Source organism: Rhizobium phaseoli (genome assembly GCF_010668805.1).
In the GTDB taxonomy this organism is placed as follows: domain Bacteria; phylum Pseudomonadota; class Alphaproteobacteria; order Rhizobiales; family Rhizobiaceae; genus Rhizobium; species Rhizobium phaseoli_A.
Genome location: NZ_WUFT01000005.1, coordinates 1 through 20241, shown reverse-complemented (window position 1 = coordinate 20241; position 20241 = coordinate 1). Strand labels below are relative to the sequence as shown.

Below are 20241 nucleotides of genomic sequence, written 5' to 3'. Positions count from 1 at the left end.
TTTGGAAAGGTTTTCGATGTGATGAGGTACGTCCATCAGGTGAGCACAGTCATTGCTGTCGCAGCCGCGCCGCAAGAGGCATCCCCATGAAAGCGGAAGCGCTCTTCTGGCAGCAATGCAGCCAGGCCGTCATGGCCGATGGATCGGTCGATGCGCAACGTTTGATGGAGCTTGTGATCGCGACCTACCGCGTCCATGAAAACGATTTTGGCGAAATCGAGAGAAGCGCGGAAACGCTGCTGAGAGAAAACCATGTGCTGAGGGGCAATATATCAGCCCTCAGTCAGGCATTCGACGGACAGCAAAGGCTCTTCGACATCATCCTCAACAACCTGCCACTCGGTCTCAGCGTTTTTGACGCGGACCAACGACTGACGCTTTCCAACATTCGCTTCGCTCAGCTTTTCGGCCTGACGCAGGACGATGTCGCTGCCGGCGCGACAATCGCCGATCTCACCGACAAAATGCGCGGCGCGGAGGGCGCCAGCGCCAAGCCCGGCCGCCGGGCCGGGCGACATTCCTCTGCAACGGCAAAAAGCAGCAGTATCCGCCGACGCGAATGGCTGATGGACGACGGCCGCATCATCCAGAGCATGGTGACCATGCTTGCCGACGGCAGCAATATCGCCATTCATGCCGATGTCACCGAGGATCGAAAGGCGGCTGAGCGCATCACCTATCTCGCCCACCACGACCCGCTGACCGGCCTTCCAAACCGCATCCATTTCCGCGAGCAGGTCGATGCGACGTTCGCAGAGCGCAAGCCGGACGAGCAGATCGCCCTTGTTCACCTCAATCTCGACCGGTTCAAATCGATCAACAACACGATGGGCGTGTCAGTCGGGGACACGATCCTGCAGCAGGTCGCCGAGCGCATCCGAGCCTCGGCTGGCCCCGAGAATGCCCTGGCGCGCCTCGGCTCGGACGAATTCGCCATCCTGCAGACAGGCAGACAGCAGCCGGGGAACGTGACGGCCCTTGCCGAGCAGATCCGCCGCGCGCTTTCCGAGCCGTTCTTCCACGGGGAGAAACAAGTGGAGCTCAGCGTCTCCATGGGAATCGCAGTCGCCCCGGGGGATGGCGAAGACACCGATATCCTCCTGAAGAATGCCGGCGTGGCGCTGTCGCATGCCAAGGCGGACGGGAGCAAGCGCGAGCGTTTTTTCGCCGGCGAGATGGAAGCGCAGATGCAGCTGCGCCATGCGCTGGAGGCCGACCTTAGAGCGGCCGTTGAGAAAGAAGAATTCGAGCTGCATTACCAACCGCTCTATGACCTTTCGCAGCGGCGCATCTGCGGCTTCGAGGCTCTGATCCGCTGGAACCACCCGATCCGCGGCCGCGTTGCGCCGATGGATTTCATTCCGCTCGCCGAAGAGGTCGGCCTTATCGTCGATATCGGCCGCTGGGTTTTGCGCCAAGCCTGCAACGATGCAGCGCAATGGCCCGACGACATCAAGGTCGCCGTCAACGTTTCGGCGATCCAGTTCAGCAGCAGCGACCTGACTGAGGACGTCAGCGAGGCTCTTGCCGCTGCTGCGGTGTCGCCGTCGCGGCTTGAGCTCGAAATCACCGAGAGCGTGCTGATGGAAAATCTCAGCGAGGTGCTGCCGATCCTGCATGCGCTGAAGGAGCGCGGCATCCGCATCTCGATGGATGATTTCGGCACCGGCTATTCCTCGCTGAGCTATCTCTCGAGCTTCCCCTTCGACAAGATCAAGATCGACAAATCCTTCGTCAGCGACATCGTCGACAACAAGGAAGCGCATGCGATCATGCATGCGATCATCCTGCTTGGCGATGCGCTCGGCATGCGCGTTACCGTCGAAGGCGTCGAGACGGCCGCCCAGCTGGCGCTGCTCGAATGCGAAGAATGCGACGAGATCCAGGGTTATCACATCAGTCCGCCGAGACCCGTGCGTGACCTGCACCATCTTCTCTCCCCGCCGAAGAATGGTGGCGAGACGCATTCTCCCAAGCGCTGAGCCTCGATTGCGACTCGCACGGCAAGCCGCTACAAAATCGGCAGCGGTCACCGAGCCTTCATTGTCGCGGGCTTGACCGAAATCTCCGCTTCCGTTCCGGTGTTCTATCGACGGAAAACATTCTTCCTCATAACAGGTGGCGCAATGTTCGAGGCCGAAGCCTTCTCTCCTCATGAAACGCTCGCCGCAGCGCTGATCGCACACGCTGCCGATGGCGACGACGGCTCGCACGACCTTGCCCATATCCTGCGCGTCTTCCGGAACGCCATGCGCATCCATGCTGGAGAAGGCGGCGACGGGCGGGTTCTTGCCGCTTCCGTGCTGCTGCACGATTGCGTCGCCGTCGAGAAGAATTCGCCACTACGGGCAAAAGCGTCGGCCTTGGCGGCGCAAAAGGCATCAACGATCCTGGCAGACCTCGGCTGGAGCCAGGAGGATATCGAAGCCGCGGCTCACGCGATCACCGCGCATAGTTTCTCGGCAGGGGTGGCGCCGAAGACCCTGGAGGCAAAGATCCTCCAGGATGCCGACCGGCTGGATGCAATCGGCATGATCGGCGCCGCACGCTGCTTCTATATCGCCGGGCGACTGGGATCCGGGCTCTACGATCCGTTCGACCCGACGGCGGCGGAGCGCCCGCTTGATGACAAGCGTTATGCGATTGACCATTTCCACACGAAGCTGTTCAAACTGGCGGAAGGATTCCAGACCGAGACCGGCCGCAGGCTGGCGGCTTCGCGCGACAAAAGCCTGCGCGATTTCCTCCAGGCATTCATGGACGAGATCTAGGAGAACAGCATGCTTATCAGCGATCTCTTTATCTATCCCCTCAAGAGCGCTCGTGGCATTGCCCTGCCTTCGGCCGACATCGACGCTTATGGGCTTCCCGGCGACCGGCGGGCAATGATCACCGATGCGCACGGGCACTTCATCACCCAGCGCGAGTTGCCGGACCTCGCGCGCATCGAGATCCGGCCGGAGCCCGGCGTCTTTCGGCTGCTGATGCAGGGAAAGCCGGACATATCGGTACTGCCGCCTCAGCCTGAAAACCGCATGGATGTGTCCGTGTGGAAATCGACTGTCAGCGCCGCCGTCGCCGATCCCGAGAGCAACCGGCAGCTTTCCGAATGGCTTGGCCGCGAGGTGCGGCTGGTCTTCTTCGACGGACAGGCCCGGCGGACGGCGAATGCCGAATGGGCCGGCGAAGGCACGCCGGTCACCTTCACCGACGGCTACCAGATCCTGGTGACGACGACCGGCTCGCTGAAGGCGCTGAATGCCGATCTCGCCGCCCATGGCGAAGGCAGCGTCGGCATGGAACGCTTCCGGCCGAACATCGTCATCGATATCGACGAGGCCTGGCCGGAGGACCGCTGGGCGGCGATCGAGATCGCCGGCATCCGCTTCGATCTCGTCAAACCCTGCTCGCGCTGTATCATGACGACGCAGGACCAGCTGACCGGTTCACGCGACGGGCCGAACCCGATGCCATCAATGGGCCGCATCCGTATGTCGGCCGACAGGCGTGTGCCCGGTCCGCTGTTCGGCTGGAACGTCACGCCGCGCGGCGGCGGCACGATCACGATCGGTGACGCCGTGCGCGTCGTCGAAGGACGGCCTGAGGGTTGGGCGTTGAAGGTTCGTGCACGAGGATAGGTAACATACGGAAGGATGCTTTCTTCCGCACGCGCGCTGCAACGTTCTCCCTCATTCCTGTGTCCTCAGGGCCTTGCCCGAGGGATGTCACAGGAATCCAGTGCGCCCAAGTCCTTGGGCGCGGAAGACTTTTTTTCAAATTCGCATTGAGTCATTCACCGCGCAGACGCGCGGTGGCTGGATTTCTGTGACATCCCTCGGGCAAGCCCTGAGGACTCAGGAATGAGGGAGCGTGGGGAGAGTCACCGCCTCTCACTGATGCCCGGGCGCGGCGTCGATCCCCGCCATGACATCGGCCGATAACGGCCCTTTCTCCAGCGCCCCGGCATTTTCCTCCACTTGGGCGACAGTGCGGAAGCCCGGAATGGGGAGAGTGCGCGGCGACCTCGCCCAGAGCCAGGCGAGCGCGCCTTGCGTCAGCGTGCGGCCGCCCGAGGTCAGGAGATCGCGGACGGCGTCGAGCCTTGCGGCAAATTCCGGCGCCATGCAGCCGTCCTTGAAATAGACCATCCAGTCGAGCGCCGCGCCGCGCACATCCTTGGCACCCACCGCCTTGTCGGCGGTGAACTTGCCGGTCAACAGCCCCATGGCCAGCGGACCGCGATTGATCGAGATAAGGCCTTTCCCCTCGATCACCGCGATCATCTCCGGCACCGGCTCGAAGACGTTCATCGTATGCTGAACGGAGACATAGCCCTCGCGGCCGGCATGGCGGGCGGCGCGATCGGGAAAATCGGTGCTCCACCCGAATGCGTCGATCTTGCCTTCGACGCGCAGCGCCTCCAGCACGTCGAAGACAGCATCGGACTGTTCCAACGGAAAATCATTGATGTGGAACTGTAAGAGATCGAGACGGTCGCGCTTGAGGCGGCGTAGCGAGGTCTCGACCGAACGGCGGATGAAGGCTTCATCGGCGAAGGCGCCAGTTGCCTGCTTGGTTTGCGGATCGGTGGCGAAGCCGAACTTGGTGGCGACGATAATATCGTCGCGATTGCCGATTGCCCGGCCGAGCACCTCCTCCGAATGGCCGGCGCCGTAGTTCGAGGCCGTGTCGAAAAAGCGGATGCCGAGTTCGATGGCGCGATGGATCGCCTCCACCGATTCATCGTCGTCGACTTCGCCCCAGCCGAGCGGTGTGTCACCGGCAAAGAAGGGACCGCCGATTGCCCAGCATCCCATGCCGAGACGCGGAATTTCGCGGCCGTTCCAGAGCGTGATCGTCGTCGGGGTTGCGGTCTTGGTCAGCATGAAATCCTCCTTGATTGGCGTCTCCAAGACATAGGAAGGGTCCATATGCGGGTAAACCGCCAAATCCGGAAGATGTTTTGCACCGGTAAAAAACCGATCTCAGGCGGAGATCGGACCGGAAAGCGTCCGCAAAGCAGGATTGAGCGCCTTGAGTGCCGCCTGAACGAAGCCCTCGCGGGCTGCAACGGCTTCGATGCCGCGCGGTTCATAGACGTGGCGATGCAGAAAGAATCCCGTCAGACGAAACGCCGCCGCGAGGCTGTCGAAGTCGGCTGCATGGTTGCCTTCGATGCCAAGGAAGGGCGGCAGGAGCAGCATCTTGTCCGCCCAGGGGGCACCGGCGCTGCGGCTGACGGCGCGGCCGGATTTCGGCGAGACATAGGCGAGATCGGAACGGGCGCCGGTCGCGGCGCATTCGGCCAGATCGAGACCGAAGCCGAGATCGTTCAGCACCGCAAGCTCGAAACGCACGAAGAGTTCGCCGGCATCGGCCGGGTTGTGCAGGTGATCGAGGATGATCTCCAGCGCATCGAAGAGGTGCGGATGTGGGTCACGCTCCGGCAGCAGCCGCAGCAGCGCGCCCATCGCCTGAACGCCGTAGACGGCGGTCGCCGTTTCCATCAGGCGGGCGGCGCGCAACGTCACCGGCTCGACGCGAAATTCGCCGAGATGTTCGTCCAACCTGGCGCGCCAAAGGACTTCTACGGCATTGCCCGCCTGCAGCACCGGCTGCATGGCGCGCGACCGCCCGGAACGAACCAGGCCGAGATGGCGGCCGCGATCACGCGTCATCACCTCGGCGATGACACTCGTCTCGCCGTGGCGCTTGACGCCCAGGATGATCGCATGGTCCTGCCACTGCATCGAAAGAAGTCCTTACGGCTGACGAATCCATCCTAGAGCATGATGCCGAAAACTGTGAACGGTTTTCGGGCGACATGTCATGGACCGCGTCAGGCGACAGCCGGGAAAAGCCTCAGCAGGAATTCACGCATCGCCGTTTCGTCGAAAGGCTTCACCAGAAGCGGAATGTGCTGCAGATCGGGCGGGAAATCGCCCGTATCGGAATAGCCACTGACGAAGCCGAAGGGAATGCCGATATCGAGAAGATGTCGTGCAAATCCGAAGCTCATGCCCTCGCCGAGATTAACGTCGAGAAGGGCGAAATCATATGTCTCCGCCGCGATGGCAGCCCTCGCCTGCTCCACACTGCCGACGATATCGATATTCTCGACGCCGGCCAGGCGCAGCATATCCTCCGCCTCCATCGCGATGATCAGACTGTCTTCAAGAACCAGAACACGGATTGCGCTCATGATTCCATGCCTCTCGTCGGGCGCCTGTCGCAGCGCCCCGGCCGTTTCGCCAACATCATTGCCTTCCGGTGCCCCCGCATGGCACGCTATCGGTGAATTCCGCCACCATTTCTGAATAAACCACTTTTCTGCCCGGTCGATAAGAATCAAAATCGGAGGAAAGGCGACGACCGACCTTATTTTCCGAGCTGCTAATGCGCATTTAAAAAAGACATAAGACCAAGGGTTAGATGAAGGGGCGTTTGCCCTCTCCGAGCCCTTCCCAGCCGGCAATGGCCATCAATTCCTCGCCGTCCAGAACCTCGCAGCCACGCTCCTGCCAGCGGATCAATCGACGTTCACCGAGCTTTTTCAGGGTCTTGTTGGTGTGGACGATGGAAAGGCCGAGCGTATCGGCAATGTGCTGCTGGGTGATCGGGATGAAGCTGCGGCCGTTGAAGAGATTAAGCTTCCGGCCTCGCTCAAACAGGAAAGCGATCAGGTAGGCTGCTCTTTCCAGCGCCGTGCGGCGGCCGATGCTGAGCAGGTGTTCATCGAGAATACGCTCCTCCCGCGCTGCGATCCAGGTGATGTCGAAGGCGAGCGAGGGGTGTTTGTTATAGAGCGTCATCAGCCTGTCACGCTCGAAGACGCAAAGGGAAACCGGCGAAAGCGCTTCGACGGAATGCTGCATCTCGCCGGCGATCGTTCCCTGCAGTCCGATCAGATCGCCTGGCATGATATAATTCAGGATCTGGCGGCGCCCATCCTCCAGCATCTTGTAGCGAAAGCCCCAACCGGCAAGCACGGTGAAGAGATGAGCGCTGTGTGCGCCCTCGACGAGGATAGTGGAGCCAGCATCGACGGCAAGCTCACCCCTCTTGAAGCTCGAGACGAATTCCAGCTCGTCGCGGCTGAATTCCCTGAAATGCGGCAGGGGCCGCAAGGGACATTGCTGGCAAGGGGTCTTGAAAGAATTGACCGATCTCGACGTCACCATGTTTGCCCCTGCCGTCGCAAAACCGGCGCACCATCGTTGGTACGCCGTTCATTGAGGAATGCGCGAGCCACAAATTTGTTCCGCGAGCAAAGCGATTTTTTTATGCGGAAACAACGGTCTGGCGCTTGGCCGACGAAATCCTTGCCGTGCTTATTTCGGGAAATCGAGACCCATTTCGCGGAACCGCTCGGGATCGTCTCCCCAGTTCTCGCGAACCTTGACGAACAGGAAGAGATGAACGGGCTGCTCGAGGATCTCCGACAATTCCTTGCGCGACGCAGTCGAGATCGCCTTGATGGTTTCACCACCCTTGCCGAGCGCGATCTTCTTCTGGCTATCGCGCTCGAGATAGATCACCTGCTCGATCCGCACCGAGCCGTCCTTGCGCTCTTCCCACTTTTCCGTCTCGACATGCGAGGCGTAGGGAAGCTCCTGGTGCAGGCGCAAAAACAGCTTCTCGCGGGTGATCTCGGCGGCGAGCTGGCGCATCGGCAGATCGGAGATCTGGTCTTCAGGATAGTACCATGGCCCCTCCGGCAGCGTGGCGGCCAGATAGTCCATGAGATCGTCGCAGCCGGAGCCGTTTTCGGCTGATATCATGAAGGTACGATCGAAGGCGATCTTCTCGTTGGCAGCGGCCGCGAGGGCCAGCAGATCCTCACGGTTGACGCGGTCGATCTTGTTGAGCAGCAGGATTTTGGGCTGTCGGACCTCCTTGAGGCCTTCGAGGATAGCTTCGGCATCGCCGCGCAGGCCGCGCTCGCTGTCGATCAGCAGCACGATCAGATCGGCATCCCTCGCACCGCCCCAGGCCGAGGTCACCATGGCGCGGTCTAGCCGGCGGCGCGGCTTGAAGATGCCGGGCGTGTCCATGAAGACGATCTGGGCGTTGTCATGAATCGCGATGCCGCGGACGATGGCGCGCGTCGTCTGCACCTTATGGCTGACGATCGAGACCTTGGCGCCGACGAGGCGGTTCACCAGCGTCGACTTACCGGCATTGGTCGGCCCGATCAGCGCGACGAAGCCCGAATGCGTTGGACGATTGGTTTCTGCAGCAGCTTCGGCCGCGATATCTTCTTCTTGTGTCATTGTCCCGTCAGTTTCCGGCAGGCGATTGCTGCCAAATGCCTTCGCGCTCAAGCATCTTCGTCGCCGCAACCTGTTCGGCGGCGCGCTTCGACCGCTCTACGCCGGTTTCCGGCTTTATGCCAGCAACTTCCACCGTCACCTTGAAACGCGGATCATGATCCGGTCCGCTGCGTTCATCAACCCGGTAGTTGGGCGTGACGCCGAATTTGGCGTGCGACCATTCCTGCAGCTCGGTTTTGGCGTCCCGTTTGGCGCCATCGGCCCTGACCGCCCTGCCCTGCCAGTAGCGCAGGATGAAGCGGCGGGCCACTTCGAGGCCGCCGTCGAGATAGATCGCAGCGATCAGGCTTTCGACGACGTCGGCGCGCACATTCATCATGCGCTTGCCGGTCAATTTCTTCACATCGGCGCCGGTACGGATATAGAGGTGGAGATTGAGTTCGTCGGCGACCGCAGCGCAGGTTTCAGCGCTGACGAGCTGGTTGAGGCGAACCGAGAGTTCACCTTCCGCCGCCGCGCCGAAGGTGCGGAACAGAAGCTCGGCGATGCAGAGGCCGAGTACCCGGTCGCCGAGGAATTCCAGGCGTTCGTAATTGCCGCCCTTTTCGGTGCGGGCGCTGGCATGGGTCAGCGCCCGATCCAGGCGTTCCTTCTCGGCGAAGTCGTGACCGATCAGGCCTTCAAGCTTTGCGCGGTCGGCCGCAGAAAGCGTCTGCGCCTTGCTCATTCAACAACCTTGAAGAGGCGGTCCCAGCGCATATTCGTCGGCCACTTCCAAATTTCGCGGAAGGAGGTGTCGTTGCCGAGCGAGAAGAAGATGACGCTGGCGCGGCCGACAAGATTTTCCGCAGGCACGAAGCCGACGTCGAAACGGCTGTCGAGCGAGTTGTCGCGGTTGTCGCCCATCATGAAATAATGGCCTTCCGGCACGATGAATTCACGGGTGTTATCGCCGCGCGACACGGGAGACTGATCGAGCGTGTCGTAGGTCTTGCCATTGTCGAGCGTTTCGCGGAAGACCGGTACATCGGCGCCAGGATCGAGTTTGTAATCCGAGGTGAAAGTGCCGTCAGCCACCTTCGGAACCGGCTTGCCGTTGACGTAGAGCACGCCGTCGGTCACCTGGATATGGTCGCCCGGCAGGCCGACGCAACGCTTGATGTAATCGACCTCCGGGTTTGGCGGGAAGCGGAAGACGACGATGTCGCCACGCTTCGGATCGGAGCCGAACAGCCGGCCGCTGAAGATATCCGGCGAGAAGGGCAGCGAATATTTCGAATAGCCGTAAGCAAACTTATTGACGAAGATGTAATCGCCGACGAGCAGCGTCGGCATCATCGAACCGGACGGAATGGTAAAGGGCTGGAACAGCACCGTTCGGATCACCATCGCCAAAATCAGCGCCTGGATGATGACTTTGATATTTTCCCAGAGGGCGTTCGGCTTGGCTTCGACTTTTTCGGACACGCAGTCTTATTCCTTCAAGACGCCGCGGCGGCGCAATTTTTCTGTCGTTCTCTCTAGCGACTTCGGCCGGTTGCGGCAATGGCGACAACATCAAAAGCGACGAGAGGTCGCGATCAACAGCTCCCGAGGTCACGATCAACAGCTCCCGAGGTTGCGATCAGCTCTCGGGCAACGCCTCGATAATCACGAAGGCCTGCGCCAAGGGATAATCATCCGTTATTGTCAAATGAATGGCGGGCCTGTGGCCTGCTGGCAGCAGCGATTCGAGGATCAGGGCAGCGGCGCCGGATAGAACCATGGTCGGCTTGCCGCTCGGCAAGTTGACGACGCCCATGTCCTTCCAGAAGACCCCCTGGGCTATGCCGGTGCCGAGCGCCTTGGAACAGGCCTCCTTGGCGGCGAAACGCTTGGCATAGGATGCACCACGATTTGCCCGGCGGTCGGAACGCGCGCGCTCGATCTCGGTGAAGCAGCGACGGGTGAAGCGCTCGCCAAAGCGTTCGATGGATTTCTCGACGCGGCGAATATCGATCAGATCGCTGCCAATGCCGATGATCATGCCGGAACCTTCCGTCGCTTAAGCATTCTTGATCAGGCTCATACGCTCGGCATGTCGCCGGCCGGGCTGGCCAGGCGCAATCGCGCCCGCTCCAACAGCCGTGTGTGGCGGCGCGTCTGGAAACCCTTCACGGTGTAGAACGTCAGCGCATAGAGCGCAACGGAAGTGACGATCCCCGGCGGAATGGCGCCGACGAGCATCGGTTCGAGCACCGGCCTCCACAGCTCGGAAAAATTCAGCTTGTGAAAGAGGGCAGCCAGATCAACGGTCTGACCGGCCAGATGGTCCTCACGGCTCAACAGCAGATGCCCGATCTCCCAGGTGATGCCCCAGATGAAGGGATAGGTCAGCGGATTGCCGAAAGCGGCGCAGCCGAGGGCGGCGGCCACCATACTGCCGGAGAGGAAATAGGTGATGACAAAAGCCATGACGAAATGCACGCCGATGAACGGCGTCCACGAGACGAAGACACCCGCAGCGACGCCGGCCGCAACCGCATGCGGCGAAGCGCTGAGGCGCAGGATGCGCATTGTCAGATAACGGATCGGGCGAAGGAAACCTTTGCGGGGCCATAAAAGCTCTCGCATCTTTTCCTTGAATCCCGCGGGCTTGCGACGGCGAAACAACATGGCCGGTATTTAGTGCAGCGCACATGACCATGACAAGAGCGGCAATTGATACCGCGTAAAAAACAGCTCAGCTCTCTTCGCAGCGAGGAGCTTCTTCATGCCGAGGGGCGTCCGTCATGCATAACGTCCCTCACTCGTCTCAAGTATAAAGTTCAGTATCAGCGAGTACGGAACAGACCGCGGTCGACCTGGCGCTGACGAAACTCGAGATCGATACGATCGAGCGAGCCATTGAGATATGCCATTTCACGTTCCTGGGTGGTCGGAGCGCGGAAGGCACGAGCGAATTTCCTGATAGGGTCAAACATTTCTTGTCTCATCTTCTGTTTGCGTTTCGATGACCAGAAGATAGGCCCGGCACAGGTTAATTACTACAGCCGCAACATGGAGACAGCCATGCACTCCACGCATTGCTTGCCTTTTTATCGCTCCATCTTGACCACAGAACGATCATAAAATGTGCAATTTTGCGCTCAGCGCCCTGGGGCTTAACAAAAGCCTACTCATAAAGCCGCCGAACCGTGGCGATGCAGTCCAGTTCCTTCATCTGAGCGAGCAGTTGATTGAGCTGACGCAGATCCCAGACCTCGACCTCGAGCATCATCTCGGTGAAATCCGCCGCTACCCGCACGGTATTCAGCAAACGGATATTGACGTCGAGGCCTGCGACCGTCTGGGCGACCTTGGCAAGCGTGCCGGGCTCGTTCAACCCATTCACCATGATGCGCGCCATGAAACGCGACTTGTTGGCTTCGTCGAGGTCCCAGCGGACGTCTATCCAGCGGTCGGGCTGATCGTCGAAGCGCTGCAGGCTCGGCGACTGGATCGGATAGATGGTGATGCCCTTGCCCTGGTCCATGATGCCGACGATGCGATCGCCGGGCACCGCGCCTGTCGACGCGAACTTGACGTCGACATTGCCGGACAGGCCGCGGATCGGCCCGATATCGGCGTCGGCGTCGATTTCCGAATGGCCGCCGTCAGGCCCGGGCTTGGTCTTGCCGGGGATCTTGAAGATCATGCCGGCCGCACTGCGGACATTGAACCAGCCGTCGTCGCCGGAGGGCCTCACGGTGACGCGCTCATCCTGATGATCGGGATAGACGGCGCGCAGCACGTCGAGCGAGGACATCTCGCCGCGGCCGACGGCAGCGATCGCATCCTCGACTTCCTTCTGGCCAAGACGGTGCAGCGCCGGCTTCATCGCCTCGCGGGAGAAAATCTTGCCGGCCCTGTTGAATGTGCGCTCAAGAATGCGGTGGCCGAGGCCGGCATATTGCTTGCGGATCGCCATGCGGGTGGCGCGGCGGATGGCGGCGCGCGCTTTGCCGGTGACGACGATTTCCTCCCAGGCTGCGGGTGGAACCTGCACGCCGGAGCGGATGATCTCGACCTCGTCGCCATTGGCAAGCCGCGTCACCAGCGGCATGATCCGGCCGTTGATCTTGGCGCCCACCGTGGTATCGCCGATGTTGGTGTGCACCGCATAGGCGAAATCGATCGGCGTGGCACCACGCGGCAGGGCGATCAGCTTGCCCTTCGGGGTGAAGCAAAAGACCTGGTCCTGGAAGAGTTCGAGCTTGGTGTGTTCGAGGAATTCCTCCGGGCTGTCGCCCTCGGCCAGCGCCTCGATCGTATGGCGCAGCCAGGAATAGGCGTTGGATTCGCGAGACAGGATGTCGCCGTCGGCATTGGTGGCGCCATCCTTATAGAGCGTGTGGGCGGCGATACCGAATTCGGCGATTTCATGCATGCGCTTGGTGCGGATCTGCAGTTCGATCCGCTGGCTGGAAGGGCCGACGATGGTGGTGTGCAGGGAACGGTAATCGTTCTGCTTCGGCGTCGAGATATAGTCCTTGAAGCGGCCAGGCACGACGCGCCAGCGGGTATGAACGATGCCGAGTGCCCGATAGCAGGAGGGGATGTCCTCGACGATCAACCGGAAGCCGTAGACATCGGAAAGCTGCTCGAAGGAAAGCGACTTCGACTGCATCTTGCGGAAGACCGAATAGGGCTTCTTCTGCCGGCCCTTGACATAAGCGCTGGTCAGGCCGCTTGCCACCAGCAGGTCTCGCAGTTCGGCCTCAATCTTCTTGACGATGCCTTCATTGCGCTTGGAGAGCTCTTCCAGCCTTTTGGTGACGGTGTCGTAGGCTTCCGGGTTCATATGCCGGAAGGAGAGTTCCTCCAGCTCCTCGCGCATGTCCTGCATGCCCATGCGGCCGGCGAGCGGCGCATAGATTTCCATCGTCTCCTCGGAGATGCGGGCACGCTTATCGGCCGACATGTGATCGAGGGTGCGCATATTGTGCAGACGGTCGGCAAGCTTAACCAGCAGCACGCGCACATCGTCGGAAATGGCCAGCAGCAGCTTGCGCAGGTTTTCCGCCTGCTTGGCTTTCTTGGTAACGAGGTCGAGCTTCTTGATCTTCGTCAGACCCTCGACCAGGCGACCGATATCCTCGCCAAAGAGTTCGTCGATCTCGGCGCGCGTCGCCGTCGTATCCTCGATCGTATCGTGCAGCAGGGCAACTGCGATCGTCGATTCGTCGAGGTGCATGTCGGTGAGGATGGCGGCGACTTCGAGCGGATGGGAAATATAGGGATCGCCGCTCGCGCGCTTTTGCTGGCCATGTTTCTGCATGGCGTAGACATAGGCTTTGTTCAGCAGTGCTTCATTGGCATCGGGCTTGTATTGCTGAACCCGCTCCACGAGCTCGTACTGCCGCATCATTCCAAAGCCACTCCGATAAAAATAAAAGCGCGCCAATCAACGATTGGCGCACACATGGGCAATAATATGCCTAAGCAATAAAGGCGCAAGATTGACGATTGGTAATCATCGCTCTTTTGCATCGCATGAAACTTTTCCCGGATCGGATTCAACCGGGGATCGCATCCGACCGGGGAGATCACACGCGACCGAGATCAGCCTACGCGCTTAGTAGTCGTCGCTCTTTTCCGGCGGTACCAGGCCTTCGATGCCGGCGAGCAGCTCTTCTTCCGACATCTGGTCGAAAGTGATCGTCTCGGGCACGTCGTCCTGCTCTTCGCTGTCGGTTGCGGCGACACCGCCGGCGGCGATCATGCTGGCCGGATCGGGCTCGGGCTCGTCGACTTCGACATGCTTCTGCAGCGAATGGATCAGATCTTCCTTGAGGTCATCGGGCGAAAGCGTCTCGTCGGCGATTTCGCGCAGGGCGACGACCGGGTTCTTGTCGTTGTCGCGATCGATGGTGATCGAGGCACCCTGGGAAATCAGCCGGGCGCGGTGGCTGGCGAGCAGAACCAGCTCGAAGCGGTTCTCCACCTTGTCGATGCAATCTTCAACTGTGACACGGGCCATTGCCTGTCCTTTACGGTCGTCATTTCGGGATTAGCACGCCCGATACAATTAAAACCGGGCAAATACAAGTTTTTCATTCCGGCTCCCCTCGTCTTTATCCGCGGCCGAGCTAAATTTCCATGGAGAATGTCACAATTCCACCGAAGGTTGCTTGGAATATGCCGAATCGTGCCCTAAATCTTTCATATATGAATAATTGTTAAAGTATGGATCAGATCGAAATCAAAACACAAGTCATTGTTTTTATTGGATTTTGGTCCTGCGGACTTCTATTGCTCTCATTGGATTGGTAAGCGATGTTTGACCCACGCGAGAAAATTGCACTCTTCATTGACGGCGCCAACCTTTACGCTGCATCCAAGAGCCTCGGCTTCGACATAGATTACCGCAAGCTCTTGAAAGCATTCCAGAAACGCGGTTATTTGCTGCGCGCCTACTATTATACGGCTCTGATCGAAGATCAGGAATATTCGTCGATCCGGCCGCTGATCGATTGGCTCGACTATAACGGCTATAAAGTCGTCACCAAGCCTGCCAAGGAATTCACGGATTCCATGGGTCGCCGCAAGATCAAGGGCAACATGGACATCGAGCTTGCGATCGACGCCATGGAACAGTCCGAAACGGTCGATCATCTCGTTATCTTCTCGGGCGACGGCGACTTTACCAACCTGGTCGAGGCGTTGCAGCGTAGAGGCCGCAAGGTCTCGGTGATCTCAACCATGGCGACCCAGCCGCCGATGATCGCCGACGACCTGCGCCGCCAGGCCGATCACTTCATCGATCTCCTGTCCCTCAAAGCTGAAATCGGTCGCGATCCCGCGGAGCGAGCCCCACGTCAGGTCGAAGTCGCACCGGCGAGCGATGTAGAAGACTGATCTCAATCGATCATTTCGAAGCGAGTGGCCGCGAGGAACAAGGGCGTGGCAGCCCCTCCCCGCACTGCCATGCCTGCACATTCGAGATCAGCGACAGCGGCTCACTGCAGCGTGATCGCTAATCACGGCATAGTGGGCAGCCCAGTGTGGTCAGCCATTATCCTTCAGAAGGCGGCTCTTCTGCCGGTTCCAATCGCGCTCCTTCTCGGATTCGCGCTTGTCGTGCAATTTCTTGCCCTTGGCGAGCGCCAGCTCCATCTTTGCCCGGCCGCGATCGTTGAAATAGATCTTCAGCGGGATCAGCGTCATGCCTTCGCGGTTGATAGCAGAGCGCAGGCGATGAATTTCACGCCCCGACAGCAGCAGCTTGCGGCGTCGGCGCGGTTCGTGATTGAAGCGGTTCGCCTGCAGATATTCCGGCAAATAAGAATTGATCAGCCAAATCTCGCCGCCCTCATCCGACGCATAGGATTCGGCAATATTGGCCTTTCCTTCGCGCAGCGCCTTCACCTCCGTGCCCATCAGCACGAGGCCGGCCTCGTAGGTATCGATGATCTCGTAGTTGAAGCGGGCCTTGCGGTTTTCGGCCACGACCTTGTTCACCACGCGCTGGCTGCCTTTGGGGGCCATGACGATATTCCCTTCAAGGCGCGAAAAGCCGCGCCCTCATTGCTTGCCCTTATGTAGGGGAACGACCCGGCCTTGTGAAGACGGCCGGTCTCTTCAGTTCAGCAGCCCGGCGTGGCGCAGGGCGGCGTCGATCGCCGTTTCCGTTGCCGGTTCCAGCGTCGACATCAGCGGCGAGCGGACGTTGCGGCTCATGCGACCAAGCTTGAAAAGCCCGTATTTGGCGCCGCAAAGACCAGGTTCCAGGAAGATCGCTTTATGCAGCGGCATCAGCCGATCCTGATATTCCAGCGCGCTCGAATAGTCGCCTTTCAGCGTCGCCGCCTGGAAGTCGGCGCAAAGGCGCGGGGCGACATTGGCCGTCACAGAAATACAGCCGACACCGCCATGGGCGTTGAAGCCGAGCGCCGTCCCATCCTCGCCAGACAACTGCCTGAAATCCGGACCGCAGGTGATGCGCTGCTCGGAGACACGCTCGATCTTGCCCGTCGCATCCTTGACCCCGACGATATTCTTGTGGGCCTTGGCGAGCGCACCCATCGTTTCCGGCGTCATGTCGACCACCGAGCGGCCGGGGATATTGTAGATATAGATCGGCAGATCGACGGCCTCGGCAATCGCCGAAAAATGTGCGATCAAGCCCTTCTGCGTCGGCTTGTTGTAGTAAGGCGTGACGACCAGAACTGCGTCCGCACCGACCTTTTCGGCATGCTGGGCAAGCTCGATCGCCTCACGTGTGTTGTTCGAGCCGGCGCCGGCCATGACGGGGACGCGTTTTGCAGCAACCTCGATGCAGAGTTCCACCACCCGTTTGTGCTCGGCATGCGACAGCGTCGGGGATTCGCCCGTCGTGCCGACAGGAACGAGACCCCGGCTGCCTTCCTTGACCTGCCAGTCGACATGCGCGGCGAAGCTGTCTTCGTCGATCAGTCCGGCATCCGTGAAGGGGGTGACGAGGGCGGGAATGGACCCATTGAACATGCAAAGCTCCTCACGACCAAATCCTTGCTTCGGCCGCATTCCATGAATATTTTGCGCACCATAGAGCGCCGAAATCATCGCGACAAGCGCGTAGAGTTCGGTTTAGGGCAAATTCCGATAGCAGATGTGAATGAATTTTACCTGGTACGGTAAGGTTTCGTTAAGATGCCTCTAGCCAAATGGCAGGGCGTGTTTTCGTTGCGAGATCCCGGATGAAGAAAGCTGTCCTGATTCTGTCCGCCTTCGGCTTCATTGCGGCCGCGTGGAGCAGTGTAGCGTCGCCGCTTCCCGGCGAGAGCGCGCCTGTGCCTGCCGTCAAGCCGCTCGGCTTCATTCCTGAGACAGCCATACCGGAATCGATCACAACAGGCGCTATTCCGCGCAATCCGGCAGTCGCGCCTGTCAACAACGACCTGAAAGCCGGCCTCGACGCGCTTTCCGACAAGGACCCGCAGCTGGCGCTGTCGATCCGCGACAGCATGCGCGACAGTACGCTCGACCGGCATATCCTCACCTGGGCGATCGCCGTTTCCGGATTAAAGGGCGTTCCCTCCTATGAAATCGCCAGTGCTGCGCAAGAGCTCAAGAGCTGGCCGGGCCTTTCGCGGCTGCGCGCCTATTCCGAACGAGCGCTCTATGACGAAAACCCCGCCCCGTCAGCCGTATTCGCCGCGTTCGGCGATACCGCACCTGAGACGATGCAGGGCGCCGTCATCCTCGGCCGGGCACTGGTTGCAACGGGCAAGCAGGCGCAGGCGGCAAAATATATCCGCAAGGTCTGGCGCGGAGAGGCTCTCGACAAGGCGACCGAGGACAAGATCCTCATCGAGTTTTCGGCGCTGCTGACGCCCGCCGACCATAAGGCGCGGATGGACTATCTGATGTATCGCGGCCGGGTGGCGCAAGCCAAACGCTTCGGAGACATGGGCCAGGCGCAATCGCTCTACAAGGCCTGGTCTGCCGTCGACGCCAAGGTTGGCAATGCCGGCGCGCTGCTCGACGCCGTCGATGCCAGATGGCGCGGCGATGCCGGCCTGCTGTTTGCGCGGATCGAATTTCTTCGCAAACAGGACAAATATGCCGAAGCGGCAGCACTTCTGGAGCAGATGCCGCCCGAGCGCAGCGAACTTGTGAATTCCGGCGAGTGGTGGAACGAGCAGCGCATCGTCAGCCGTGGTCTCGTCGACCAGGGACAGTTCAAGCCTGCCTATCGCATCGTCGCAAATTACGCCGCAACCAGCCCGACGGATATCGTCGAGGCTGAGTTCCATGCCGGCTGGTACGCGCTTCGCGGCCTGCAGGATCCGACAACCGCGGAACAACACTTCCGCAAGATCCTCCAGACATCAAACGGACCGATCTCGGTTTCACGCGCGTGGTATTGGCTGGGACGAGCGGCGGAGGCCGGAGGCCCTGGCAAATCCAGCGAATTTTATGCAAAGGCTGCGACTTTTCCCGGCACTTTCTATGGGCAGCTCGCGGCAGAACGGCTGGGGCGAAAGACGCTGAACGTTACCTATCCCTCGCCGAGCGCCGACGACCGGCAACGCTTCCTGGCACGCGAAGCCGTCCAGGCGATCGCCCGGCTGGAATCGGCTGGCCATGGATGGCGGGCCGACATTCTCTATCTGGCGCTCGCCGATCAACTGCAAAGCCCGGGTGAACTGGCTGTGCTTGCGGCACGGGCCGAGCAATCCGGTGATCACCATCTGTCGCTGCAGATCGGCAAGATCGCCTATGGGCGCGGCATCGACGTCGCAGCCCTCGCCTTTCCGGTCGGCGTCATCCCGGCGAATGCCAATATATCAGGCTCCGGCAAGGCACTCGCCTATGCCATCGCCCGACAGGAAAGTGCCTTCAACCCAGCCGCGGTTTCGGCGGCGAATGCACGGGGATTGCTGCAGCTTCTGCCGGGGACAGCCCAGGCGGTGGCCAAGCGCAACAACATCACCTATTCGAAAGACAAGCTGACGGCCGATGCCGGTTACAACGCCACACTCGGCGCGCATTACCTTGGCGAGCAGATCGACGCCTTCGGCGGCTCCTACATCCTCACCTTCATCGCCTATAATGCCGGGCCAAAACGGGTACCGGAATGGATCGGCCGCTATGGCGATCCGCGCGGCAAGTCGATTGACGAAATCGTCGACTGGATCGAGCGCATCCCCTTCCCCGAAACGCGCAACTACGTCCAGCGTGTCATGGAGAATTACGAGGTCTACAAAGCCCGTCTCGGCCAGCCGACCGATATCGAGCGCGACCTGATCGGCGGACGCAGCGCCTCCTGAAGGCGTTTGGCGCGGCTCAAGAAGCAGGCTACATCTGCGGGATCAACAACTCTCGAGGGATGCGATGCCGGATACGGATGCAGGCGGTTTCCAGGAACGATTTTACACCTCTTCCGACGGGCTGACGCTTTATGCCCGCGACTATCGGCCGGACGAGGCGGCAACCGCGGGGCGGCTGCCGGTCATCTGCCTGCCCGGCCTGACCCGCAATACGCGGGATTTTCATCCGCTTGCGCTGCTTCTCTCCGCGGACATGACAGCACCGCGCCGGGTCATCGCGCTCGATTCGCGCGGGCGGGGAAACTCGGCATGGGATGAGAACAAGGCGAACTACAATCTCACTGTGGAGGCCGGCGACATCGTTACCGCCTGCGCGGCCCTCGGCGTCGAGCGGGCGATCTTCATCGGCACGTCCCGGGGCGGGCTGATCCTGCACCTGATCGCGGCGACACGGCCGGATCTTCTCGAAGCCGTCATCCTCAACGATATCGGGCCTGTGGTCGAGGCCGAAGGGTTGGCGCGAATCCGCGATTATCTCAATGGCAGCAGAAGGCCGGACGACTGGAATGCGGCGGCCGATGTCTTGAAGGAAAATCATGGCGCCTCGTTCACCGCGCTTGGAAGCGAGGACTGGCGTGAGATGGCACGTGCCATTTATCGCGACATCGGCGGAAGACCGGTCGCCGATTTCGATCCGGCGATCGCCGAGGCACTGAAATCGGTCGATCTCAGCCAGCCGCTGCCCGATCTCTGGGCACAATTCGACAGCCTGAGCCAATCTCCGCTCCTGCTGATCCGCGGTGAAAATACGTCTCTGCTGTCAAAAGAGACCGCTGATGAAATGGGACGGCGGCATTCAAGGTTGATCTTTCAGGCTGCAGAAGCTCAAGGACATGCGCCCCTTCTGCATCAAGGCGGTATTCCCGCAGCTATCCGAGCTTTTCTCGTCACCTGCGGATAGCCTGATTGACGCCGGACATCCGGCAGCTATCCCTGCAATCTATCGAAATACGAAAAAAGCCCGGCTCGAGAGCCGGGCTTTCCTGATTGACCGAAGTCAGATCAGATTAGAACGAACGCTGCAGGCGGAAGTAGCCCGTCGTGGAGTCGTCAGCATCTTCCGGATCGAGGTACTGAACCGAAGCCTTGGCGTAGAAGTTGTCGACGATCTGGTAATCAACCGTCAGACCGAC

Annotated in this window: 20 protein-coding genes and 1 pseudogene; 6 read left to right on the top strand and 15 right to left on the bottom strand. The window is 60.4% G+C overall.

The window, feature by feature from the left end:
- Positions 1 to 86 precede the first annotated feature (86 nt).
- From GR197_RS08950 to GR197_RS08940, 3 genes are all read left to right on the top strand, one after another.
- Entirely contained in the window at positions 87 to 1982 is a 1896-nt protein-coding gene (locus tag GR197_RS08950; RefSeq protein ID WP_164008616.1) for a putative bifunctional diguanylate cyclase/phosphodiesterase, read from the top strand.
- A 144-nt stretch (positions 1983 to 2126) separates the two neighbouring features.
- A complete protein-coding gene (locus GR197_RS08945; protein ID WP_164008614.1) occupies positions 2127 to 2771 on the top strand; it encodes an HD domain-containing protein in 645 nt (214 codons plus the stop codon).
- Positions 2772 to 2780: 9 nt separating this feature from the next.
- A complete protein-coding gene (locus GR197_RS08940; protein ID WP_164008612.1) occupies positions 2781 to 3638 on the top strand; it encodes an MOSC domain-containing protein in 858 nt (285 codons plus the stop codon).
- A 252-nt stretch (positions 3639 to 3890) separates the two neighbouring features.
- Here GR197_RS08940 and GR197_RS08935 read toward each other — a convergent pair whose 3' ends face one another.
- The 12 genes and pseudogenes from GR197_RS08935 to rpoZ form a co-directional block, all read right to left on the bottom strand.
- Positions 3891 to 4886: an aldo/keto reductase gene (locus GR197_RS08935; protein ID WP_164008610.1), complete on the bottom strand. Its 996-nt coding sequence runs from the start codon at positions 4884 to 4886 to the stop codon at positions 3891 to 3893.
- Positions 4887 to 4985: 99 nt separating this feature from the next.
- Positions 4986 to 5750 carry a DNA repair protein RecO gene (gene recO / locus GR197_RS08930; protein WP_164008608.1) on the bottom strand — a complete coding sequence of 255 codons (765 nt, stop codon included), beginning with the start codon at positions 5748 to 5750 and terminating at the stop codon, positions 4986 to 4988.
- Positions 5751 to 5839: 89 nt separating this feature from the next.
- Positions 5840 to 6326 (bottom strand): annotated as a pseudogene (locus GR197_RS08925) (hypothetical protein).
- A 102-nt stretch (positions 6327 to 6428) separates the two neighbouring features.
- Complete coding sequence (locus GR197_RS08920; RefSeq protein WP_164008606.1) at positions 6429 to 7181, bottom strand: Crp/Fnr family transcriptional regulator; 753 nt, start codon at positions 7179 to 7181, stop codon at positions 6429 to 6431.
- 150 nt (positions 7182 to 7331) lie between these two features.
- Positions 7332 to 8273, bottom strand: a complete 942-nt coding sequence (gene era / locus GR197_RS08915) for a GTPase Era (protein WP_164008604.1) — start codon at positions 8271 to 8273, stop codon at positions 7332 to 7334.
- 7 nt (positions 8274 to 8280) lie between these two features.
- On the bottom strand, positions 8281 to 9000 hold the full coding sequence (gene rnc / locus GR197_RS08910) for a ribonuclease III (protein WP_164008602.1): 720 nt from the start codon (positions 8998 to 9000) through the stop codon (positions 8281 to 8283).
- Positions 8997 to 9740, bottom strand: coding sequence for a signal peptidase I (gene lepB, locus GR197_RS08905; RefSeq protein WP_164008600.1), 744 nt, complete (start codon positions 9738 to 9740; stop codon positions 8997 to 8999). The genes rnc and lepB overlap by 4 nt, the downstream gene beginning before the upstream one ends.
- A 157-nt stretch (positions 9741 to 9897) precedes the next feature.
- Positions 9898 to 10299, bottom strand: a complete 402-nt coding sequence (gene acpS, locus GR197_RS08900) for a holo-ACP synthase (protein ID WP_164008598.1) — start codon at positions 10297 to 10299, stop codon at positions 9898 to 9900.
- Between the two features lie 38 nt (positions 10300 to 10337).
- Positions 10338 to 10928 carry a DUF2062 domain-containing protein gene (locus GR197_RS08895; RefSeq protein WP_164008596.1) on the bottom strand — a complete coding sequence of 197 codons (591 nt, stop codon included), beginning with the start codon at positions 10926 to 10928 and terminating at the stop codon, positions 10338 to 10340.
- Positions 10929 to 11086: 158 nt separating this feature from the next.
- Complete coding sequence (locus GR197_RS08890) at positions 11087 to 11236, bottom strand: DUF3563 family protein (RefSeq protein WP_007626525.1); 150 nt, start codon at positions 11234 to 11236, stop codon at positions 11087 to 11089.
- Positions 11237 to 11427: 191 nt separating this feature from the next.
- On the bottom strand, positions 11428 to 13662 hold the full coding sequence (locus tag GR197_RS08885) for a RelA/SpoT family protein (RefSeq protein ID WP_164008594.1): 2235 nt from the start codon (positions 13660 to 13662) through the stop codon (positions 11428 to 11430).
- A gap of 207 nt (positions 13663 to 13869) precedes the next feature.
- Entirely contained in the window at positions 13870 to 14274 is a 405-nt protein-coding gene (gene rpoZ / locus GR197_RS08880) for a DNA-directed RNA polymerase subunit omega (protein WP_164008592.1), read from the bottom strand.
- A gap of 296 nt (positions 14275 to 14570) precedes the next feature.
- Between rpoZ and GR197_RS08875 the strand changes: the two genes are divergently transcribed.
- Complete coding sequence (locus tag GR197_RS08875; RefSeq protein ID WP_164008590.1) at positions 14571 to 15152, top strand: NYN domain-containing protein; 582 nt, start codon at positions 14571 to 14573, stop codon at positions 15150 to 15152.
- A gap of 150 nt (positions 15153 to 15302) precedes the next feature.
- On the opposite strand, the gene smpB is transcribed toward GR197_RS08875, so the two are convergent.
- Both smpB and dapA read right to left on the bottom strand, forming a co-directional pair.
- Positions 15303 to 15782 carry an SsrA-binding protein SmpB gene (smpB, locus tag GR197_RS08870; RefSeq protein ID WP_164008587.1) on the bottom strand — a complete coding sequence of 160 codons (480 nt, stop codon included), beginning with the start codon at positions 15780 to 15782 and terminating at the stop codon, positions 15303 to 15305.
- A 93-nt stretch (positions 15783 to 15875) separates the two neighbouring features.
- Positions 15876 to 16760 carry a 4-hydroxy-tetrahydrodipicolinate synthase gene (gene dapA / locus GR197_RS08865; protein WP_164008585.1) on the bottom strand — a complete coding sequence of 295 codons (885 nt, stop codon included), beginning with the start codon at positions 16758 to 16760 and terminating at the stop codon, positions 15876 to 15878.
- A gap of 212 nt (positions 16761 to 16972) precedes the next feature.
- Here dapA and GR197_RS08860 point away from each other — a divergent pair, with 212 nt between their 5' ends.
- Positions 16973 to 19048, top strand: coding sequence for a lytic transglycosylase domain-containing protein (locus GR197_RS08860; RefSeq protein ID WP_164008584.1), 2076 nt, complete (start codon positions 16973 to 16975; stop codon positions 19046 to 19048).
- Between the two features lie 64 nt (positions 19049 to 19112).
- The gene (locus GR197_RS08855; protein WP_164008582.1) at positions 19113 to 20009 is read left to right on the top strand and encodes an alpha/beta fold hydrolase; all 897 of its coding nucleotides are present in this window, start codon (positions 19113 to 19115) and stop codon (positions 20007 to 20009) included.
- A gap of 106 nt (positions 20010 to 20115) precedes the next feature.
- On the opposite strand, the gene GR197_RS08850 is transcribed toward GR197_RS08855, so the two are convergent.
- Positions 20116 to 20241, bottom strand: a 126-nt coding sequence (locus tag GR197_RS08850) for a porin (RefSeq protein WP_204330138.1), incomplete at its 5' end; no start/stop codon positions are given.